The sequence below is a fragment of the Photorhabdus africana genome, from assembly GCF_035181445.1.
GTDB classification, from domain to species: domain Bacteria; phylum Pseudomonadota; class Gammaproteobacteria; order Enterobacterales; family Enterobacteriaceae; genus Photorhabdus; species Photorhabdus laumondii.
This window is the reverse complement of sequence record NZ_JAXBVE010000012.1, coordinates 26,890-51,658: the sequence shown is the minus strand read 5'-3', so window position 1 is coordinate 51,658 and position 24,769 is coordinate 26,890. Positions and strand designations below refer to the sequence as shown.

General features: G+C 42.6%; 6 protein-coding genes. 3 read left to right on the top strand and 3 right to left on the bottom strand.

From position 1 onward, the window contains the following. Position 1 precedes the first annotated feature (1 nt). Both SLS51_RS09155 and SLS51_RS09150 read right to left on the bottom strand, forming a co-directional pair. Positions 2-754, bottom strand: coding sequence for a hypothetical protein (locus SLS51_RS09155; protein ID WP_323837576.1), 753 nt, complete (start codon positions 752-754; stop codon positions 2-4). After that, a complete protein-coding gene (locus SLS51_RS09150) occupies positions 751-2,682 on the bottom strand; it encodes a lipase family protein (RefSeq protein ID WP_323837574.1) in 1,932 nt (643 codons plus the stop codon). Before SLS51_RS09150 ends, SLS51_RS09155 begins: the two co-directional genes overlap by 4 nt. Positions 2,683-3,366: 684 nt before the next feature. On the opposite strand from SLS51_RS09150, the gene SLS51_RS09145 reads away from it, so the two are divergent. Beyond that, positions 3,367-10,518, top strand: coding sequence for a Tc toxin subunit A-related protein (locus SLS51_RS09145; RefSeq protein ID WP_323837572.1), 7,152 nt, complete (start codon positions 3,367-3,369; stop codon positions 10,516-10,518). 431 nt (positions 10,519-10,949) lie between these two features. On the opposite strand, the gene SLS51_RS09135 is transcribed toward SLS51_RS09145, so the two are convergent. Beyond that, on the bottom strand, positions 10,950-11,861 hold the full coding sequence (locus SLS51_RS09135; RefSeq protein ID WP_323837676.1) for a LysR family transcriptional regulator: 912 nt from the start codon (positions 11,859-11,861) through the stop codon (positions 10,950-10,952). A 694-nt stretch (positions 11,862-12,555) separates the two neighbouring features. Between SLS51_RS09135 and SLS51_RS09130 the strand changes: the two genes are divergently transcribed. Then, positions 12,556-20,112: a Tc toxin subunit A-related protein gene (locus SLS51_RS09130; protein ID WP_323837570.1), complete on the top strand. Its 7,557-nt coding sequence runs from the start codon at positions 12,556-12,558 to the stop codon at positions 20,110-20,112. Positions 20,113-20,165: 53 nt separating this feature from the next. After that, entirely contained in the window at positions 20,166-24,617 is a 4,452-nt protein-coding gene (locus SLS51_RS09125) for a SpvB/TcaC N-terminal domain-containing protein (protein ID WP_323837568.1), read from the top strand. The last annotated feature ends 152 nt before the right edge of the window (positions 24,618-24,769 follow it).

Sequence of the window (24,769 nt, the reverse complement as noted above, 5' to 3'; positions counted from 1 at the left end):
GTTATTTTATTTTCCAGTAGTCTATTGTTTGACGATTAAGGTCGATTCGTCCATCAGGATATTCAACCCATTCTCCCCTTCCGTTAGTGACAGTAATTTTTGGCATTTTGGTTTCATCCAGCTTAGGTTTAAAAATAATTTTCCATTCCGCTCCTGACATTAATTTCAGTCGAAAAGGAAATAAATCCACCACCCCCTGTAAGGAAACTCTGTTTGGACGTCCCTCAACCATTTTCAAAACCGGGTAAATAACCGGGCTGAAATTTATCGTATTCAATGCACGAGTCTCAGAGGCTTCAGAATAATTTGTTCGTGCAGCGTCATTGATAAAGGCAGCTAATCCAGGTCCCGAAGAAGGTACAGCATCTTTCACCAAGTGACTAACATCGGTATAACCCACCGCCACATACGCTTGATTGATTTTCCATTTACACCATCCTCCACCATTGAAAGGTAATTTCGCCTGAAAGTAACCAGTTTGTGGATCAGCTTTTACATCCAAATCCAATCCATAATAAGTCGGCACTTGATAAGGCGACATACCTGCATCAAGCTGATATCTAAGACAGTCTTTTGAGATATATTGCGCAGACACATACGGTTTTGTGTATTTCGGCACGACACCCTCCACCGTAATCAACTGTTTCTTCTCGTCAGGTGAAAAAGGAAAAAGCCAGTCAAAAAAGGTGTCACCAAACGCCCAGTAAATAGAATAGAGAAATAATAAGGACAGCGTTATCTTCAATATTTTCATACGGACAGTTCCTGTTTATCACAGTAATGCTGTAAGGCCAGTTCTCCCTGTTCTTCCTGCTGGCTGACCGTCAGTGATTTTATTAACTGCTTATCCATATCCAGAAAATAGAGATTTCGGTAGTAAACATTGTCAGGGATAAGCATCTTATAACTGTCCATTTTCGCCTTAAATTGACGCTGACTGTCCTGATAGACCGTAATCTTATCCGGTTCACATAGCTCTCTGAGGCGCTTGTCAATATAACCCGCATATTTATACGAGCTATGATTAGAGAAACCGAATCCGCCTTTCAAATCAGCACTTCTGTTTTCAACAAACAGTTTGTCTTTTTCTTGTTGACTGAGCTGATTAAACAACGCATTCTGCCGCTCACCGGCCAGAGAAAAATCCTTTTCTGTTTCCTGATTTAACTCAGGAATTAAGTAGAGTTTTGTAGTGTTATCCAATATTTTTTCAGCAACACCGGTTATCAGGGAGATATTACGGGCGGAAACCAGCCATTCCGGGCAACTGTTGGCTTGAAAGAAATGAACCACTTTACCATGATGCAGATAAATTTCTTTACTGGCTGTCGCCTGTTTAATTGCCTGAATAATCGGTGACGGCGACAGCAACTTCATCACTGCCCAGTCATACCCCGCCGGTGCCCAATAATTAAAAAAAACATTATCCATATCCTGCTCAAATGGCACAGAAGGGATTACATCATCTTCATTGACATGACGATAGTGGATAATAGAAGACAATTCCTCTACCGCACTACGAGTTAATGCTCGCGGCATTCCATAACTGTAAAGACAAGGATTGTGTTCTTTCAGTTGTGCGCTGTGCAATAATGCCAGCGCGCCTCCCAAACTATGGCCGCAAATAAATAATCGCTTATTTGTAACCAAACTGGTGATATCTCGGAATACTGCTTCAGTTTTAGCTTTAGTTTTATCACTGGGAACGATTAACCTTCCCCCCAGATTAAATGCCTCCCAAAACCCTTTATGCACTTTACCATGATGAATAAAATCACTGCACAACGCTTTGTCATCATCGCAGCTTAAAGCCAATGGCTGGAAGGTGGCATCAGTCAAATAATTATCCAGGCTAGCGGTTCCCCGCCAACTAACAATCATATCTTTCTCACTGGCAACATAAAACAGTTTGGTATCACCCTGTTTGTTGTTCCCTGCTTGTGAATCAATAAACTCCACTCGGGCATAACGTTTACTAAACGGCACATCGTAAACGACAGGTGTTGCCGACAATGCTTCCACTTTATAGGGCAATCTTGAGACATCGACCATTTGCCGATTAAAAAAGTGAAGTACAGAACCTTCAACATCGACATCCCCATCGGCATAAGCCAGCACGCTCATTAAACACTGGTTATAAGCATTCACAATAGAATACTCCTTCTGATGATGTAGCAGTAAAACCCAAGCTCTAAACGGACACACTTCCAATACATAACGTCGATTTAACGGATGAACCTGATAGCCTTTTGGTTCCGAGTCCGGGAAATGATAAGGCGGTGGAATATCTTTAGAATCTTTCCAATCTTTAATCACTGGCACCCCATCACTGATCTGCCCGATAGTCACATAGCGATATTGATGGCCTTCGGTTTCTGCTTGTGGTTTTACTACCGAAGCCTCTTCCCCGCGTATTTCCCGCAACGGACGCTGTTCCATCTCATCGGCCAGCGGCTGAGCATCAATATATAGCGTCACCGGATGAGGCAACAGCTCCTCTTCTCTGAGCACACCGAAACCATCGGTTTTCCCTTGGCGCACATAACCTGGAGTTCCGCGACTGATCAGGCGATAAGGCATGTTGACCAGCGGCTTTCCCTGTTCATCCACTAACTGAAATTCCACCCAGTTTTTCAGAAACCGTTTACAATCAAAGCATAAGCGTGGATCTGATATAGCCATTAGTTTTACTTCCTTCTTTTAACGTTATTCCCCCGCCCGGCTATCAATCACCGTCATCAGCATCAATATCCTGTCAGGAATAGCCGTGATTGATTGCGTCACTAAAGAAACAAGATAGTAAAAATCCTATTACCACAGATAAGAAACACCACTTATGCCATGAGTAATAGCAAGTTGAAGACAGGAAGACGAAATGTATTCCCATCGATTAATTCCTTTGAATAAGGGAACAGGAGTTGAAAGGTCCTTCATACTGTCTAATATGATGGAACTTAAGTTATGATTATTAAACCATCACCAAATAGCAAGAAAAATTTTCATTTTCTTAATTTACAAAAAGTAGATTTTGTAAGAAAGTGTTACAAATTCAACAAAAGATTAAGTTATTGTAAATATAATGACGGATACAATGACAAAAATATCCCATTCCCAAAAGAAGCAGTCCACGATATATAAAAAAACTGGCCTTTACTGATTTTCCACATCCAGATTTGATCAAAAACCAATTGCAAATTTTGCAGCTGCTTTTTTTGCAACAGCTATTTGAAGAAAACAGTGACATAGTGATGATCCTCATCTTCCTATAGAACGGAATCATTCTCTTCTCTTATTGTATCGATTTGTATCGACGGTACAGAAATCACACGGATGTTTTATTTACCTTATGATTTAAAAGGAATAAACATGAACTCATACGTGAAAGAGATACCTGATGTATTACAAAGCCAATGTGGTATTAATTGTCTGACCGATATTTGCCACTATTCTTTTAATGAATTCCGGCAGCAAGTCTCTGATCATCTCTCCTGGTCAGAGACCAACCGCTTATATCGTGATGCACAACAAGAACAAAAAGAGAATCAATTATATGAAGCACGTATTCTCAAACGCGCTAACCCGCAGTTGCAAAATGCAGTACACCTCGGCATTACCCTCCCTCATGCTGAATTGCGAGGCTATAATAATGAATTCGGTGGCCGAGCCAGCCAATATGTAGCACCGGGTTCGGTTTCCTCTATGTTCTCCCCCGCCGCTTATTTGACTGAGCTTTATCGTGAGGCACGCAATTTACACGCCAGCGACTCCGTTTATTATCTGGATAACCGCCGCCCAGATCTCAAATCAATGGCGCTCAATCAGCAAAATATGGATACCGAGCTTTCCACTCTTTCTCTGTCTAATGAAATTTTGTTGGAAGGAATTAAAGCTAATCAGTCTAATCTGGACAGCGATACTAAGGTGATGGAAATGTTATCCACTTTCCGTCCTGCCGGTACGATACCTTATCACGATGCTTATGAAAATGTGCGTAAAGCTATCCAATTACAAGATCCTCAACTTAAGCAATTTCAGCAATCACCGGCAGTTGCTGGATTAATGCATCAAGCTTCACTGTTAGGAATTAATCACTCTATCTCGCCGGAACTGTTTAATATTCTAACCGAAGAAATTACCGAGGCTAATGCAGAGGATATTTACAAAAAGAATTTTGGCGATATTGATCCTACCTGGCTGGCAATGCCAGAATATCTGAAAAGTTATTATAACTTTAGTGATGAAGAGCTCAGCCAATTTATTCGCAAATATCCAGATAATGAACTGAATACTCATAAAATACATTTATTAAAAATCAATAAAATTATTTTATTATCACGAGCCGTAAACCTGTCATTTTTAAAACTAGATGAAATTGTTCCAGAACAGAATATTAACCCAATTGTATTAGGGAAAATATTTCTAGTTAAATACTATATGCAGAAATACAACATTGATACTGAAACTGCCTTAATACTATGTAATGATTCCATTTCACAATATTCCTATTGTAATCAACCTAGCCAATTTGATCGCCTATTTAATACCCCACCACTCAACGGACAATGTTTCGTTACCGAAGACACCAATATTGACTTAAATCTGAACAGTACCGATACCGATAACTGGCACAAAACAGTACTTAAACGTGCTTTTAATGTCGATGATATTTCTCTTTATCGATTGCTCAATATTGCTAATCATGAAAATAAAGATGGGAAAATTGCTAATAATATAAAAAATCTTTCCAATCTCTATATGACTAAACTACTGGCAGATATTCACCAATTAACGATTGATGAACTCTATTTACTCCTGATGACTATCGGTGAAGATAAGAGAGATTTATATACTATTGATGATAAAGAACTGGAGAAACTCATAAACAGACTCGATAGCCTAAGTAATTGGCTGCGTACACAAAAGTGGAGTGTCTATCAGTTATTTTTAATGACCACCACCAACTATGACAAAACGTTAACGCCTGAAATTCAAAACTTACTCAATACGGTCTACAATGGCTTACAGAACTATGATGAAAAGAAAACAGATCTTTTGACTACCATATCGCCTTATATTGCCGCAACGCTACAATTACCGTCTGAAAATATCGCACATTCTATTCTTCTCTGGGCTGATAAAATAAAACCAAGCGAAAAGAAAATAACCGCAGAAAAATTCTGGGACTGGTTACAAAATAGGAGAATTTTAGAATTATCAAAACCGCCAGAAATGCAGGAACAAATTATTCAGTACTGTCACTGTCTGGCACAATTAACAATGATTTATCGTTCTTCCGGTATTAATGAAAACGCTTTCCGCCTGTTCATAGAACAACCAACCATTTTTGGTATTTCTGATGAACCTGATAAAGCGACACCAGCCCATAATGCACCAACATTAATCATCCTAACCCGCTTTGCTAATTGGGTTAACACACTAGGTGAAAAAGCCTCCCCTATTCTAACCGCTTTTGAAAATAAAACTTTAACCGCAGAACAACTGGCTAATGCCATGAATCTTGATGCTAATTTATTAGAACAAGCCAGTATTCAAGCACAAAATTATAAGCAGGTTACTAAAGAAAATACATTCTCCAATTGGCAATCCATCGACGTTATTCTGCAATGGACCAATGTAGCAAATAATTTTAATATCGCCCCACAAGGTATTTCATCCCTGATAGCATTGGATTATATACAGCCGGTTCAAAAAAAACTGACCTATTCCCAATGGGAAAATGCAGCTATGGTATTAACTGCCGGGTTAGACACTCAACAAATGAATACTCTACACGCATTTCTGGACGAATCTCGCAGTACTGCATTAAGCAATTATTATATTGGCAAGATTACTAACCGGGCAGCAGCAATTAAAAGCCGTGACGATTTATACCAATATTTACTGATTGATAATCAAGTGTCCTCTACAATAAAAACCACACGCATTGCCGAAGCCATTGCCAGTCTTCAATTGTACGTCAACCGGGCAATGGAAAATGTAGAAACCCATGCCGTTTCTGATATTATTACCCGTCAATTTTTTATCGATTGGGATAAATATAATAAACGTTACAGTACTTGGGCTGGCGTTTCACAATTAGTTTACTATCCCGAAAATTACATCGACCCGACGATGCGTATTGGACAAACGAAAATGATGGATACGCTATTGCAATCCGTCAGCCAGAGCCAATTAAATGCCGATACGGTAGAAGATGCATTTAAATCTTACCTGACCTCGTTTGAGCAAGTCGCTAATTTGGAAGTCATTAGTGCTTATCATGACAATGTTAATAATGACCAAGGTCTGACTTATTTTATCGGACACAGCAAAACAGAAATTAATCAATATTACTGGCGCAGTGTCGATCATAGTAAATTCAACGATGGTAAATTCGCTGCTAATGCCTGGAGTGAATGGCACAAAATTGACTGCGCAATTAATCCCTACCAAAGCACCATCCGCCCAGTTATCTATAAATCCCGCTTATATCTGATTTGGCTAGAACAAAAGGAAACAGCTAAACAAGATAAGGATAATAAAGTCATTACTGACTATTACTATGAATTAAAATTGGCTCATATTCGTTATGATGGTACCTGGAATGTACCAATAGCCTTTGATGTGAATAGCAAAATATCAGCATTAGAACTGGAAAAATCTCAAGCCCCCGGACTCTATTGCGCAGGTTATCAAGGGGAAGACACCTTGTTGGTCATGTTTTATAGAAAAAAAGAGAAATTGGATGATTATAAAACTGCTCCAATGCAAGGATTTTATATTTTCTCCGATATGTCTTCCAAAGATATGACCAATGAACAATGTAACTCTTATCGAAATAACGGTTATACACATTTCGATACTAATTCTGATACTAATAGCGTCATAAGAATAAATAACCGATATGCAGAGGATTATGAAATTCCTTCATCGATAAATCATAGCAATAGCCATGATTGGGGAGAGCATAATCTTAGCCAAGTATATGGCGGAAGTATAGTTATCAATTACACAGCTGCATCAAGTGATTTAAAAATCTATATTTCACCAAAATTAAGAATAATTCATGATGGAAAAGAAGGTCGAGAGCGTATTCAGTGTAATCTAATAAAGAAATACGGTAAGCCAGGTGATAAATTTATTATTTATACAAATCTGAATGTCAATACATATTGGGCATCAAATAAAAAACTCATCTATCCTGTTTATCAATATCGTGGAAATGTCACCAATAATAATGAAGGTAGATTACTATTTTTTCGAGATAATACAAATGACAAGGTAAAAGCCTTCCTTCCTACTATTCAAAAAGAGCTATACTCAACAAATACCAATAGCAATGATAGTTATATCGATACGTCTGATGACGAATCTCTATTTAAGCAATATTTCTATATGGAGGATAAATCAGGTGGTATTTCCACCGATGTTGGGGAATCAATAAATATCAACACAGCAATCTCTTCTGAAAAGGTTCAAATCACAATCAAAGTTGGCAATAAAGAATATCTTTTTACAGCGAATAATAATGTCTCTGGTCAACCATCACCTAGCTTTGAAGAAATGTGTTACCAATTTAATGCTCTCGAAATAGATGGCTCTAATCTGAATTTTACTAACAATTCAGCCAGTATTGATGTCACTTTTACCGCACTGGCAGAAGATGGACGCAAACTGGGTTATGAAGCTTTCAATATCCCTGTTATTCAAAAGGTTAAAACCGATAATGCTCTAACGCTTTTTCATGACAAGAATGGCGCTCAATATATGCAATGGGGGCCCTATCACATTCGTCTTAATACTCTATTTGCTCGCCAATTAGTTGAACGCGCCACTACGGGTATTGATACAATTCTAAGTATGGAAACTCAGAATATTCAGGAACCGATGATGGGGATAGGGGCTTATATAGAAATCGTTATGGATAAATATAATACTGATGTCCACGGCACTAATAAATCATTTAAGATTATGTATGGTGATATTTTTAAAGCAGGTGATCATTTTCCTATTTATCAGGGAACATTAAGCGATATTACACAAACGACAGTAAAATTATTCTTACCTCGCGTTGATAACGCTTATGGGAATAAAAACAATCTCTATGTTTACGCCGCCTATCAAAAAGCAGAAACACATTTCATTCGATTCGTTAAAGAGGATAATAATAAACCCGCTACATTCGACACTACCTATAATAATGGGACCTTCCCAGGGCTTGCATCAGCCAGAGTAATACAAACTTTCTCGGAACCAATGGATTTCAGCGGCGCTAACAGCCTCTATTTCTGGGAACTGTTCTACTATACCCCGATGCTGGTTGCTCAACGTTTGCTACATGAACAAAACTTCGATGAAGCTAACCGTTGGCTGAAATATGTCTGGAGCCCATCCGGTTATATTGTTCGTGGTCAAATTAAAAACTATCGCTGGAATGTACGCCCGTTCCTAGAAAATACCAGTTGGAACAGTGATCCTTTGGATTCCGTTGATCCTGATGCGGTGGCACAGCACGATCCAATGCACTATAAAGTAGCCACCTTTATGCGCACTCTCGATCTGCTGATGGCTCGTGGCGATCATGCCTATCGCCAACTGGAGCGGGATACGCTGAACGAGGCCAAAATGTGGTATATGCAGGCACTGCACCTGTTGGGCGATAAACCCTATCTGCCGCTGAGTTCTGCATGGAATAATCCACGTCTGGACAATGCCGCAGACACGACCATACAAAAAGCATATTCCTACGCAATAACTACCCTACGACAAGGCACGCAAACACCCGCATTATTATTGCGCTCCGCTAATACCCTGACCGATCTTTTCCTGCCACAAATCAACGACGTTATGTTGAGCTACTGGAACAAATTGGAACTGCGCCTGTATAACTTGCGTCATAATCTCTCTATCGACGGTCAACCGCTCTATCTGCCGATGTATGCCACACCGGCCGATCCAAAAGCATTACTCAGCGCCGCCGTTGCCACTTCTCAAGGTGGAGGCCCTCTCCCACAGCCATTTATGTCGCTGTGGCGCTTCCCGCATATGCTAGAAAATGCCCGCAGCATGGTCACTCAACTCACACAGTTCGGTTCCACGTTGCAAAATATTATTGAACGCCAAGATGCTGAGGCCCTAAATGCTCTGCTGCAAAATCAAGCCAAGGAGCTGATATTAACGACGCTAAGCATTCAGGACAAAACCATCGAAGAAATAGATGCTGAAAAAACCGTGCTGGAAAAATCCAAAGCCGGGGCACAATCGCGCTTTAACAACTACAGCAAATTATACGATGAAGATGTCAACGCCGGTGAACGTCAAGCTCTGGATATGCGAATAGCTTCCCAAAGTATTACCAGCGGATTGAAAGGCTTGCACATGGCTGCCGCCGCGCTGGAGATGGTACCCAATATCTACGGCTTTGCGGTCGGGGGAACACGCTTTGGGGCAATTGCCAATGCCATTGCTATTGGTGGCGGGATCGCCGCAGACGGTCTATTAATTGAAGCGGAGAAAGTCTCGCAATCTGAAATATGGCGCCGTCGCCGTCAAGAGTGGGAAATCCAGCGTAATAATGCCGAAGCAGAGATGAAACAAATCGATGCTCAACTGAAATCGCTAACAGTACGCCGTGAAGCGGCGGTATTACAGAAAACCAGCCTAAAAACCCAACAGGAACAAACTCAAGCTCAACTGGCTTTTCTGCAACGCAAATTCAGCAATCAAGCGCTGTACAACTGGTTACGTGGTCGGTTAGCTGCCATTTACTTCCAATTTTACGATTTAGTCGTCGCCCGTTGTCTGATGGCGGAACAAGCTTACCGTTGGGAAACTAACAATTCCTCTGCACGCTTTATTAAACCGGGAGCCTGGCAGGGAACCTATGCCGGTCTGCTCGCCGGAGAAACCCTAATGTTGAACCTAGCACAAATGGAAGATGCCCATCTGAAACAAGAACAACGTGCGCTGGAAGTGGAACGCACGGTTTCTCTGGCGCAGGTGTACCAATCCTTAGGGGAGAAAAGCTTTGCTTTGAAAGATAAGATTGAAGCGTTGCTACAAGGAGATAAAGAGACTTCCGTCGGTAATGACGGTAATCAATTGAAATTAACCAACAATACGCTATCCACGACGCTAACCCTGCAAGACCTGAAACTCAAAGATGATTACCCGGAAGAGATGCAGTTAGGCAAAACACGCCGCATTAAACAAATTAGTGTCTCCTTACCATCACTATTGGGACCCTATCAAGATGTTCAAGCGGTTCTGTCTTATGGTGGTGACGCCACCGGCTTAGCTAAAGGTTGTAAAGCCTTGGCGCTCTCCCACGGCCTGAATGACAATGGTCAATTCCAACTCGATTTCAACGATGGCAAATTCCTGCCGTTTGAAGGGATCGATATTAATGATAAAGGGACATTAACGCTAAGTTTCCCCAATGCCACCAGTAAACAAAAAACCATATTACAGATGCTGACCGATATTATTCTGCATATTCGTTACACTATTCTCGAATAACCATCACCTGCAACAGGCCCTAATCAGGGCCTGTTATTAAAAATCATCTTACATGCCACTGTTATTTCAATTACCTGAATAGAAAAATTATCCCTATTATGTAAAAGGACTGAATTCAATCAACACAACAAAGGAAGTAAATAATGAAAAACATTGACCCAAAACTTTATCACCATACGCCTACCGTCAGTGTTCACGATAACCGTGGGCTGGCTATCCGTAATATTAGGCGGTGTCCCGCAATAGGCTGAGATAGAATAATCCATCTGGCTGTCGATGGAAAAGGCCACCCACTGAATGTGGTACTCAGTGCAGGTCAATGTCATGAAAGTCAATATGCAGTACGCCAGCCACGCATTACGTAACCGATTAAAAAGTCAGGGAATAAAAGTGATAACTCCCTATATACTCTATGGATTTCAAGATAACCTTTAAACAATTAAATCGGAAATTAATAAATTCAACGGCTCGTTATACTTACTTCTGAGAGTATAAGCACAATATTTCACTGATGGTGTTGGATACAATTTAAAATTCAAAAAGGTAATGCCTTTATGAAGATCAGCAGAACAGATCACTTCATTAGGTGTCATTAAACTTATCGCGATACCTGATCTCACTAAATCCAACCGATTAGTGAAATCAGGTACAGTTAGCAAAGTTAAATTTTGGTACTCAGGTAGACCATTCCGTGGAATAAAGCCGTCACATTGTTTCAAGAATGCACTATTATGCTGAGCCAAAGGCAATGTGTGTATAATATCATCAGCATGACTTTCCGATCCTAAAATATCATTAGCAATAGCAAGACGCAGCACCTGATAAGTTCCATCTATTCTTATAATATTATCGTTGTCAGGATAATGTTCAGTCGTCACATAGACGGTTATATCTTCTTTCATTAAAGAAGAAAAGATGGCTTCTTTTCTTGCTGAATCATCAACTAGAAAATTATTTTTTATGTAAATATCACGATAATGATAACGTTGCACCGCTCTTTTTATCACTGCCGAAATTTTATTAATATATTCTCCACTTGTCCCAATAATAAGTTTGCCAGCGTTCGCTAATCTCTCGCTTCTCCGATAATGCCAGTTATCCTCAACACGCTGCATCCTCTCATAGCACGGCAATAGCTCCTGATATAAGGCCCTCCCTTCCTCAGTCAGTTTAGTCCTTCCCGGTAATCTTTCAAATAATTGGCAACCTACACGTTGTTCCAGTTGATATATGATCCTACTTAAGGGAGAGGGAGTAATACAAAGTGTATCTGCTGCTAAAGTAAATGACTCTTTTTTCGCTGACTCCATAAAATACTTCAAATTCTTTGAACAAAATAGCATCATATATCCTTCTTATTTTAACTAATCATTCCATCCGAAATAGAATGGAATATTAACAAGAAAACATTAAAACTACTTTTTTGCATTATTTAACATCAAAGTATGCATTAACTGAGGTTGAGTTTTATCATCTTTATTCTTAGCAGTTATCAAACAATTTTCATTATTGTTGCAAAATAAATTATAACCCTGCCTTATGTTACAATAATGATCATAAAGAAATTTGACCTATTATCATTAAGGGAGAATAGGCATGATTAAATATTTAATTAAATATTTCAATTAGTTGATAAAATACCATCATGATTAACATGTAATTAGCGCAATTTTAACATTAAATAAATTGCACAATTTATATTCGTTATCACTGAACTTCGCTTTCCTCGTACAGTTCATCACGAGAACAACACCGCGCCATTTCCAGCCAACCCTGATTAGAAAATCAGTTGCAAATTTTGCATCTGCTTTTTTTGCAACAGCTATTTAAACAAAACAGTGAGATAGTGATTCTCCGAGAGATCAAGATATGTCTGCTTTTCACTCACAAGTTATTGCTTATGCATATCTCAGCTATTTCTCAAAATCTATATTTGATTATCTATTCTTCCGATGGAACGGAATCATTCTCTGATTGATCCATGATGTAAAGACAACACGGATGTTTCATTTACTTTATGATTTAAAAGGAATAAATATGAATTCACCTGTAAAAGAGATACCTGATGCATTAAAAAGCCAGTGTGGTTTTAATTGCCTGACAGATATTAGCCACAGCTCTTTTAACGAATTTCGCCAGCAAGTATCTGCCCACCTCTCTTGGTCCGAAGCACGCGATTTATATCATGATGCACAACAGGCCCAAAAGGATAATCGGCTATATGAAGCGCGTATTCTTAAACGCGCTAATCCTCAATTACAAAATGCCGTACATCTTGCCATCATCACCCCTAATGCCGAATTGATAGGCTATAACAACCAATTTAGCGGTAGAGCCAGTCAATATGTCGCGCCAGGTGAAGTTTCCTCTATGTTCTCCCCCGCCGCTTATTTGACTGAGCTTTATCGTGAGGCACGCAATTTACACGCCAACGACTCTGTTTACCGTCTGGATACCCGCCGCCCAGATCTCAAATCAATGGCGCTCAGTCAGCAAAATATGGATACAGAACTTTCCACACTCTCGTTATCCAACGAGCTATTATTGGAAAGTATTAAAACTGAGTCTAATCTGGATAATTATACCAAAGTGATGGAAATGCTCTCCACTTTCCGTCCTTCCGGCGCGACGCCTTATCACGATGCTTATGAAAATGTGCGTGAAGTTATCCAGCTACAAGATCCTGGACTTAAGCAACTCAATGCATCACCGGCAATTGCCGGGCTAATGCATCAAGCCTCCCTATTGGGTATTAATGCCTCAATCTCACCTGAGCTGTTTAATATTTTGACGGAAGAGATTACCGAAGGTAATGCAGAGGAACTTTATAAGAAAAATTTTGGTAATATCGAACCGGCTTCACTGGCTATGCCGGAATACCTTAAACGTTATTATAATTTAAGTGATGAAGAACTTAGCCAGTTTATTGGTAAAGCCAGCAATTTTGGTCAACAGGAATATAGTCATAACCAGCTCATTACTCCGGTAGTCAACAGTAGTGATGGCACGGTCAAGGTATATCGGATTACTAGGGAATATATAATAAACCCCTATCAGCTAAATGAAGTGAGCTTATTCCCTTTGGGTGGTGAAAATTATAAATTAAACTATAATTTTAAAACATCCAAAGATGATGCTATTTACCTGAAAATTGAATTAAAAGATGGTAAAGAACTTGCTCGAATCGATATGACTCCCCAAGTAAACACCGAATACACAATGGGTATCACGTTAACGCCAACTGATATTAGTCAACCTTTTGAAATCGGTCTACAACGAGTATCTAATGGAGGACACCATTATGCCACCGCAAAATTTACCGTTGAGGAATATAACCAATACTCTTTCCTGCTAAAACTCAATAAGGCGATTCGTCTATCCCGTGCAACAGAATTGTCACCCACGATTCTGGAAGGCATTGTGCGCAGTGTTAATCAGCAACTGGACATCAACACAGAAGTATTAGGTAAAGTTTTTCTGACTAAATACTATATGCAGCGTTATGCTATTAATGCTGAAACTGCCCTGATACTATGCAATGCCCCTATTTCACAACGTTCATATGAAAATCAACCTAGCCAATTTGATCGCCTGTTTAATACACCATTACTGAACGGCCAATATTTTTCTACCGGAGATGAAGAGATTGATTTAAATCCCGGTAGTAACGGTGATTGGCGCAAAACCATACTCAAGCGTGCATTTAATATCGATGATGTCTCACTCTACCGACTACTCAAAATTACCGACCATAATAATCAAGATGGAAAGATTAAAAATAGCCTAAGGAATCTTTCCAATTTATATATTGGGAAATTACTGGCAGAAACCCATCAATTAACCATTGATGAATTGGATTTATTGCTGGTTGCTGTGGGTGAAGGGGAAACTAATTTATCCGCTAGCAATGATAAGCAATTGGCGAGCCTGATCAGAAAACTCAATACCATTACCGGCTGGTTACAAACACAGAAGTGGAGTGTGTTCCAGTTATTTGTCATGACCGCCACCAGCTATAATAAAACACTAACGCCTGAAATTAAGAATCTGCTAGATATCGTCTACCACGGTTTACAAAATTTTGATAAAGACAAAGCAGATTTATTACCTGTTATGGCGCCCTATATTGCGGCTTCCTTACAATTATCATCGGAAAATGTCGCTCATTCAGTGCTGCTTTGGGCAGATAAGTTAAAGCCCGGCGACGGTGCAATGACAGCAGAAAAATTCTGGGACTGGTTGAATACTAAGTATACGCCGGGTTCATCGGAAGCAGTAGAAATGCGGGAGCATATCGTTCAGTATTGCCAGGCTCTGGCACAATTGGAAATGGTTTACCACTCCACCGGCATTAACGAAAACGCCTTCCGCCTGTTTGTGACAAAACCAGAAATGTTTGGCGCGTCTACTGGGGCAGCACCTACGCATGATGCGCTTTCATTGATCACACTGACGCGTTTTGCGGATTGGGTTAACGCGCTAGGCGAAAAAGCCTCCTCCGTATTAGCGGCATTAGAAGCTAACACTTTAACGGCGGAACAACTGGCTGACGCCATGAATCTTGATGCCAATTTGCTGTTACAAGCCAGTATTCAAGCACAAAATCATCAACACCTTCCTCCAGTGACACAAGAAAATGCTTTCTCCTGTTGGACATCTATCAATACTATTCTGCAATGGGTTTATGTTGCACAACAATTGAATGTCGCCCCGCAGGGCGTTGCTGCTTTGGTCGGACTGGATTATATTCAATCCAATCAAAAAACCCCGACCTACGCCCAGTGGGAAAATGCGGCGGGCGTATTAACCGCCGGATTGAATTCACAACAAGCGGATACATTAAACGCTTTTCTGGATGAATCCCGCAGTGCCGCATTAAGCACCTACTATACCCGTCAAGTTGCCAAGCCAGCGGCAGCCATTAAAAGCCGTGATGACCTGTATCAATACTTACTGATTGATAATCAGGTTTCCGCTGCAATCAAAACCACCCGAATCGCCGAAGCCATTGCTAGCATTCAACTGTATGTCAATCGGGCGCTGGAAAATGTGGAAGAAAATGCCGATTCAGGCGTTATCAGCCGCCAGTTCTTTATCGACTGGGACAAATATAATAAACGCTACAGCACTTGGTCAGGTGTTTCTCAATTAGTTTACTACCCGGAAAACTATATTGATCCGACCATGCGCATCGGACAAACCAAAATGATGGGCGCATTACTGCAATCCGTCAGCCAAAGCCAATTAAACGCCGATACGGTCGAAGATGCCTTTATGTCTTACCTGACGTCGTTTGAACAGGTAGCCAATCTCAAAGTTGTTAGCGCATATCACGATAATATTAATAACGATCAAGGGCTGACCTACTTTATTGGACTTAATGAAACTGATGCCGGTGAATATTATTGGCGCAGTGTCGATCACAGTAAATTCAGCGACGGTAAATTCGCGGCTAATGCCTGGAGCGAGTGGCACAAAATTGATTGTCCAATTAATCCTTATAAAAGCACTATCCGTCCAGTAATATATAAATCCCGCTTGTATCTGCTCTGGTTGGAACAAAAGGAGATTACCAAACAGACAGGAAATAGCAAAGATGGCTATCAAACCGAGACGAATTATCGTTATGAACTGAAATTGGCGCATATCCGCTATGACGGTACCTGGAATACGCCAATCACCTTTGATGTCAATGAAAAAATATCCAAGCTAGAACTGAAAAAAAATAAAGCGCCCGGGCTCTATTGTGCCGATTATCAGGGTGAAGATACGTTGCTGGTGATGTTTTATAACCAACAAGACACACTAGATGGCTACAAAACCGCTTCAATGCAAGGACTATATATCTTTGCCGATATGGCATCCAAAGATATGACCAAGGAACAATGTGAAGCTTATCGGAATAACAGCTATAAACAATTTGATACTAATAGTGTCAGAAGAGTGAATAACCGCTATGCGGAGGATTATGAGATTCCTTCATCAATAAATAGCAATAATGGTTATGGTCGAGGAGAATATAATCTCAGTATGGTTCATGGCGGAGATATTCCAATTATCCATTACCAAGCATCATCAAGTGATTTAAAAATCCATATCTCACCTAAGTTAAGAATTACCTATGAAGGAGCTGATGATCGAACTCGTAATCAATGCAACCTAATAAAAAAATATGGCAAATTGGGGGATAAATTTATTATCTATACCAATCTGAGTGTCAATACACAATGGACATCAAATAAAAAGTTAATATACCCAGTTTATCAATATAGTGGAAACACCACCAATAATAGCCAAAGCAGGTTACTGTTTTATCGGGATAACCAATTTGGTGAAGTCAGTGTCTTTCTTCCTAATTGGAAGCAAAGCCTATATTCAAAAATTACCAATAGTAATAACGGCTATATTATAGATACTTCTAATCAAGAGCCTTTATTTAAGCAATATCTCTATATGGAGGAAAAAAATAATGGACTCCGTATTATTGCTACTGATGTCTATAACGCAGTAGAGATCAATACTGCAATTTCCCCGGCAAAAGTTCAGGTAACAGTAAAAGCCGGTAGCAAAGAACAAACTTTTACTGCGGATAAAAATGTCTCCATTCAGCCATCACCTAGCTTTGATGAAATGAATTATCAATTTAATACCCTCGAAATAGATGGTACTGGTCTGAATTTTAATAATAACTCAGCCAGTATTGATGTCACCTTTACTGCATTGGCGGAGGATGGGCATAAACTGGGTTATGAAAGTTTCAGTATTCCTGTTACCCGCAAGGTGAGTACCGATAATGCCCTGACCTTGCACCATAATGAAAATGGTGCGCAATATATGCAATGGCAAGTCTACCGTATTCGTCTGAATACCCTTTTTGCCCGCCAATTGGTTGCACGCGCCACCACCGGAATCGATACGATTCTGAGTATGGAAACTCAGAATATTCAGGAACCACAGTTAGACAAAGGTTTCTATGCTACGTTCGTGATACCTCCCTATAACCCATCAACTCATGGTGATGAACGTTGGTTTAAGCTTTATCTCAAACATGTTGTTGATAATAATTCACATATTATCTATTCAGGCCAGCTAAAAGATACAAATATAAGCATCACATTATTTATTCCTCTTGATGATGTTCCATTGAACCAGGATTACAGCGCCAAGGTTTACATGACCTTCAAGAAATCACCATCAGATGGTACTTGGTGGGGCCCTCACTTTGTTAGAGATGATAAAGGAATAGTAACAATAAACCCTAAATCCATTTTGACCCATTTTGAGAGCGTCAATGTCCTGAATAATATTAGTAGCGAACCAATGGATTTCAGCGGTGCTAACAGCCTTTATTTCTGGGAACTGTTCTACTATACCCCGATGTTGGTTGCTCAACGTTTGTTGCATGAACAAAACTTTGATGAAGCGAACCGCTGGCTGAAATATGTCTGGAGCCCATCCGGTTATATTGTTCACGGCCAGATTCAGAACTATCAGTGGAATGTCCGCCCGTTACTGGAAGATACCAGTTGGAACAGTGATCCTTTAGATTCCGTCGATCCTGACGCGGTAGCACAACACGATCCGATGCACTACAAAGTCTCAACCTTTATGCGCACCCTTGATCTGTTGATAGCACGCGGCGATCATGCTTACCGCCAATTGGAGCGCGATACACTTAACGAAGCGAAGATGTGGTATATGCAAGCGCTGCATCTATTAGGTGATAAACCTTATCTGCCGCTGAGTACGACATGGAGTGATCCACGGCTAGACAGAGCCGCTGATATTACTACCCAAAATGCTTACTCAAGCTCAATAGTCGCTCTGCGGCAGAGTACACCGGCACCTTTATCATTGCGCAGTGCCAATACCCTGACCGATCTCTTCCTGCCGCAAATCAATGAAGTGATGATGAATTACTGGCAAACATTGGCTCAGAAAGTATACAACCTGCGTCATGACCTCTCTATCGACGGTCAACCGCTATATCTGCCAATCTATGCCACACCGGCAGATCCAAAAGCGTTACTCAGCGCCGCCGTTGCCACTTCTCAAAGTGGGGGCAAACTACCAGAGTCATTTATGTCCCTGTGGCGTTTCCCGCACATGCTGGAAAATGCACGCGGCATGGTTAGCCAACTCATCCAGTTCGGTTCCACGTTACAAAATATTATCGAACGTCAGGACGCGGAAGCACTCAATGCGTTATTACAAAATCAGGCCGCAGAACTGATATTGACTAACCTGAGCATTCAGGACAAAACCATCGAAGAAATAGATGCTGAGAAAACCGTGCTGGAAAAATCCAAAGCGGGAGCCCAATCGCGCTTTGATAGCTATAGCAAACTGTATGATGAAAACATCAACGCCGGTGAAAACCAAGCTATGACGCTACGAGCGTCCGCAGCCGGGCTTACCACGGCGGTTCAAGCATCCCGTCTGGCTGGTGCAGCGGCTGATCTGGTGCCTAACATCTTCGGCTTCGCCGGTGGTGGCAGCCGTTGGGGCGCTATCGCTGAGGCAACAGGTTATGTGATGGAATTCTCCGCTAATGTTATGAACACCGAAGCGGATAAAATTAGCCAATCTGAAACCTACCGTCGTCGCCGTCAAGAGTGGGAGATCCAGCGTAATAATGCCGAAGCTGAGCTGAAACAACTCGACGCCCAACTTAAATCGCTGACAGTACGCCGTGAAGCCGCCGTATTGCAAAAAACCAGTCTGAAAACCCAGCAAGAACAGACTCAATCCCAATTGGCCTTCCTACAACGTAAGTTCAGCAATCAAGCGTTGTACAACTGGCTACGTGGCCGATTGGCGGCGATTTACTTCCAGTTCTACGATTTGGCTGTGGCGCGTTGTCTCATGGCAGAACAAGCTTACCGTTGGGAACTCAATGATAACTCTGCACGCTTTATTAAACCGGGCGCCTGGCAAGGAACCTATGCCGGCCTGCTTGCTGGTGAAACCTTGATGCTGAGTCTGGCGCAAATGGAAGATGCCCATCTGAAACGCGATAAACGTGCGCTAGAGGTCGAGCGCACGGTGTCGCTGGCCGAAGTTTATGCAGGATTACCGCAAGATAAAGGCCCCTTCTCCCTGAGTCAGGAAATTGACAAGCTGGTGAGTAAAGGTTCAGGCAGTGTCGGCAGTGGTAATAATAATTTGGCATTTGGCACCGGCACAGATACTAAAACCTCTTTGCAGGCATCCATTTCATTAGCCGATTTGAAAATCCGCGAAGATTACCCGGCATCGCTTGGCAAAATTCGACGTATCAAACAGATCAGTGTCACCCTGCCCGCGCTACTGGGACCCTATCAGGATGTGCAGGCAATATTGTCTTACGGCGATAAAGCCGGATTAGCTAACGGCTGCGAAGCACTGGCAGTTTCTCACGGTCTGAATGACAGCGGCCAATTCCAGCTCGATTTCAACGATGGCAAATTCCTGCCATTCGAAGGCATTGCCATTGATCAAGGCTCGCTGACACTGAGTTTCCCAAATGCATCCATGCCAGAGAAAGGTAAACAAGCCACTATGCTAAAAACCCTGAACGATATCATTTTGCATATTCGCTACACCATTAAATAACCGTCCCAACGTACTAAAACAGGCTCCGAACCGGGGGCCTGTAAGGAGTTTTCATGCAGAATTCACAGACATTCAGTGTTACCGAGCTGTCATTACCCAAAGGCGGCGGGGCCATTACCGGTATGGGTGAAGCGTTAACACCAGCCGGGCCGAATGGTATAGCCGCCTTATCCCTGCCATTACCCATTTCTGCCGGACGTGGTTACGCACCCTCGCTCACTCTGAATTACAACAGTGGAACCGGTAACAGCCCGTTTGGTCTCGGGTGGGATTGCAACGTCATGACAATTCGTCGTCGCACCAGTACCGGCGTGCCGAATTACGATGAGACCGATACTTTTCTGGGGCCGGAAGGTGAAGTGTTGGTCGTCGCATTAAATGAGAGTGGTCAAGCTGATATCCGCAGTGAATCCTCATTACAGGGCATCAATTTAGGAACGACCTTCACCGTTACCGGTTATCGTTCCCGTCTGGAAAGCCACTTTAGCCGGTTGGAATACTGGCAACCCAAAACAACAGGCCCAACCGATTTCTGGCTGATATACAGCCCCGACGGACAGGTCCATTTACTGGGCAAAAATCCTCAGGCACGTATCAGCAATCCACCAGATGCTACGCAAACAGCACAATATATTAACCAAACAGCACAATGGTTGTTGGAAGCCTCGGTATCATCCCACGGTGAGCAGATTTATTATCAATATCGAGCCGAAGATGAAACAGATTGCGAAACTGACGAGCTCGCAGCCCACTCGAATGCAACCGTTCAACGCTATCTGCAAGCAATACATTACGGTAACCTGACCGCCAGCGAAGTTTTTCCCACGCTCAACGGAGATGACCCACTCAAATCTGGCTGGTTGTTCTGTTTAGTATTTGATTACGGTGAACGCAAAAACAGCTTATCTGAAATACCGCCGTTTAAAGCCTCAAGTCTCTGGCTTTGCCGCCAAGACCGTTTTTCCCGTTATGAATACGGTTTTGAATTGCGCACCCGGCGCTTATGCCGTCAAATCCTGATGTTTCACCGTCTGCAAACCCTGTCTGGTCAAGCAAAAGGGGACGATGAACCCACGTTGGTTTCACGTCTGATACTGGATTACGATGAAAACGCGGTGATCAGCACGCTCGTTTCTGTCCGTCGGATAGGTCATGAGGACAACAATACCGTCATCTCACTGCCACCACTGGAGCTGGCTTACCAGCCTTTTGAGCCAGAACAAAAAGCACGCTGGCAATCAATGAATGTACTGGCAAACTTCAACACCATTCAGCGCTGGCAACTACTTGACCTGAAAGGAGAAGGCATACCCGGTATTCTCTATCAGGATAGAAATGGCTGGTGGTATCGATCTGCCCAACGTCAAGCCGGGGAAGAGATGAATGCGGTCACCTGGGGGAAAATGCAGCTCCTTCCCATCACGCCAGCTTTGCAGGATAACGCCTCACTGATGGATATTAACGGTGACGGGCAACTGGACTGGGTTATCACTGGACCGGGGCTAAGGGGCTATCACAGCCAACACCCGGACGGTAGCTGGACACGTTTCACACCATTAGATGCCTTGCCAATAGAATATTCGCATCCCCGTGCTCAACTTGCCGATTTAATGGGGGCCGGGCTGTCCGATTTAGTGCTAATTGGTCCCAAAAGTGTGCGTTTGTATGCTAATAACCGTGATGGTTTTACCCAAGGGCGGGATGTGGTGCAATCCGGTGATATCACTCTGCCGTTACCGGGTGCCGATGCCCGTAAATTAGTGGCATTTAGTGACGTACTCGGTTCGGGCCAAGCACATCTGGTTGAAGTTAGTGCAACTCAAGTCACCTGCTGGCCAAATCTGGGACATGGCCGTTTTGGTCAACCAATTACATTGCCGGGATTCAGCCAATCTGTCGCCAATTTTAATCCCGACCGAGTTCATCTGGCCGATCTGGACGGCAGTGGTCCTGCCGATTTGATTTATGTTCATGCTGACCGTCTGACGATTTTCAAGAATGAAAGTGGTAACGGCTTTGCAAAACCATTCACACTCCATTTTCCTGACGGCCTGCATTTTGATGATACTTGCCAGTTACAAGTGGCCGATGTACAAGGATTAGGGGCTGTCAGCCTGATCCTGAGCGTACCGCATATGGCACCACATCATTGGCGCTGCGATCTGACTAACACAAAACCGTGGTTGCTCAGTGAAATGAACAACAATATGGGCGCTCATCACACCCTGCATTACCGTAGCTCTGTCCAATTCTGGCTGGATGACAAAGCCGCCGCATTAGCAACCGGACAAACACCGGTTTGTTATCTGCCCTTCCCAGTCCATACCCTGTGGCAAACAGAAACCGAGGATGAAATCAGCGGCAATAAATTAGTGACCACTCTACGTTACGCTCACGGCGCTTGGGATGGACGTGAGCGGGAATTTCGTGGCTTTGGTTATGTTGAGCAGACAGACAGCCATCAACTGGCTCAAGGTAATGCGCTGGAACGTACACCGCCGGCACTCACCAAAAGCTGGTATGCCACCGGCGTCCCTGAGGTAGACAAGACGCTATCCACTGGGTATTGGCGTGGTGATAAACAAGCGTTCACCGGTTTTACACCACGTTTTACTCTCTGGAAAGAGGGCAAAGATGTTCCGTTGACACCAGAAAATGACCATAATCGGTACTGGTTAAACCGGGCACTAAAAGGTCAGCCACTGCGTAGTGAACTCTACGGACTAGATGGCAGCGCACAGCAAAAGATTCCCTATACAGTGACTGAATCCCGTCCACAAGTGCGCCAATTACAAGATGACACTACCGCTTCCCCGGTGCTCTGGACCTCAGTCGTGGAAAGCCGCAGTTATCACTATGAACGTATTATCGGTGATCCTCAGTGCAATCAGGATATCACGCTGTCCAGTGACCTATTCGGGCAACCACTGAAACAGGTTTCAGTGCAATATCCCCGCCGCAATCAACCAACAACCAATCCGTATCCCGATACACTACCGGATACGCTATTTACCAGCAGTTATGACGATCAACAACAACTATTGCGATTAACCTGCCAGCAATCCAGTTGGCATCATCTAATCGGTAATGAGCTCCGAGTGTTGGGATTACCGAATGGTACACGCAGTGATGCCTTTACTTACGATGCCAAACAGGTGCCTGTTGACGGTTTAAATCTGGAAGCCCTATGTGCTGAAAATAGTCTGATTGCCGATGACAAACCACGCGAATACCTCAATCAGCAACGAACGTTCTATACCGATGGGAAAACCCAAGCGCCATTGGAAATACCGACACGACAAGCTTTAATCGCCTTTACCGAAACGGCGGTATTAACAGAATCCCTGTTATCCGCATTTGATGGCGGTATCACGCCAGATGAATTACCCGACATTCTGACACAAGCAGGATATCAACAAGAGCCTTATCTGTTCCCACGTACCGGCGAAAACAAAGTCTGGGTAGCACGTAAAGGCTATACCGATTACGGAACTGAGGCACAATTTTGGCGTCCTGCCGCACAACGTAACACCCTGCTAACCGGGAAAACGACGCTGCAATGGGATACCTACTACTGTGTCATCACTCAAACCCAAGACGCGGCTGGTTTGACTGTCTTAGCCAATTATGACTGGCGTTTTCTCACACCTGTGCAACTGACTGATATCAATAATAATGTGCATCTCATAATCTTGGATGCACTAGGACGCCCTGTCACGCAACGCTTCTGGGGAATCGAAAATGGTGTGAAAACAGGTTACTCTTCACCGGAAGAAAAGCCGTTCTCTCCACCAATCGATATCAATACTGCCATTGCTCTAACCGGACCACTCCCTGTCGCCCAGTGTCTGGTCTATGCACCGGACAGTTGGATGCCAGCATTCAGTCAGGAAACCTTCAACACATTAACGCAGGAAGAACGGAAGACGCTGCGTGATTTACGGATTATCACGGAAGATTGGCGTATTTGTGCACTGGCTCGCCGCCGTTGGTTGCAAACTCAACAGGCCAGCACACCATTGGTTAAGCTGCTAACCAACAGCATCGGTTTACCTCCCCATAACCTTACGCTGACCACGGACCGTTATGACCGCGATTCTGAACAGCAAATTCGTCAACAAGTCGCATTCAGTGATGGTTTTGGCCGTTTGCTGCAAGCGTCTGTACGGCATGAGGCAGGCGAAGCTTGGCAACGTAACCAAGATGGTTCTCTGGTGACAAAAATGGAAGATACCAAAACGCGCTGGGCGGTCACGGGACGCACTGAATATGACAATAAGGGACAGACGATACGAACTTATCAGCCCTATTTCCTCAACGACTGGCGATATGTGAGTGATGACAGCGCCAGAAAAGGGGCCTATGCCGATACGCATATTTATGATCCGATTGGGCGGGAAATCCGGGTTATTACCGCAAAAGGCTGGCTGCGACAGAACCAATATTTCCCGTGGTTTACTGTGAGTGAGGATGAAAATGATACGGCCGCCGACGTGATTATGTAATTGAACCCATATTCGCTCGTTTAATGTTAACGAGCGAATATAAACTACATTGTGAGTTCTAAATAGAGGAACAGGATATTTTGTTACCTTTGATTTCATAAGTAATAAAATCCAATTCCTGTAAAAATCTATCATCGGGAGCATAGAGAACT

Excerpts from the sequence above, each read along its gene's own strand:
- SLS51_RS09155 (WP_323837576.1), bottom strand. The coding sequence starts at position 754 with ATGAAAATATTGAAGATAACGCTGTCCTTATTATTTCTCTATTCTATT.
- SLS51_RS09150 (WP_323837574.1), bottom strand. The coding sequence starts at position 2,682 with ATGGCTATATCAGATCCACGCTTATGCTTTGATTGTAAACGGTTTCTG.
- SLS51_RS09145 (WP_323837572.1), top strand. The coding sequence starts at position 3,367 with ATGAACTCATACGTGAAAGAGATACCTGATGTATTACAAAGCCAATGT.
- SLS51_RS09135 (WP_323837676.1), bottom strand. The coding sequence starts at position 11,861 with ATGCTATTTTGTTCAAAGAATTTGAAGTATTTTATGGAGTCAGCGAAA.
- SLS51_RS09130 (WP_323837570.1), top strand. The coding sequence starts at position 12,556 with ATGAATTCACCTGTAAAAGAGATACCTGATGCATTAAAAAGCCAGTGT.
- SLS51_RS09125 (WP_323837568.1), top strand. The coding sequence starts at position 20,166 with ATGCAGAATTCACAGACATTCAGTGTTACCGAGCTGTCATTACCCAAA.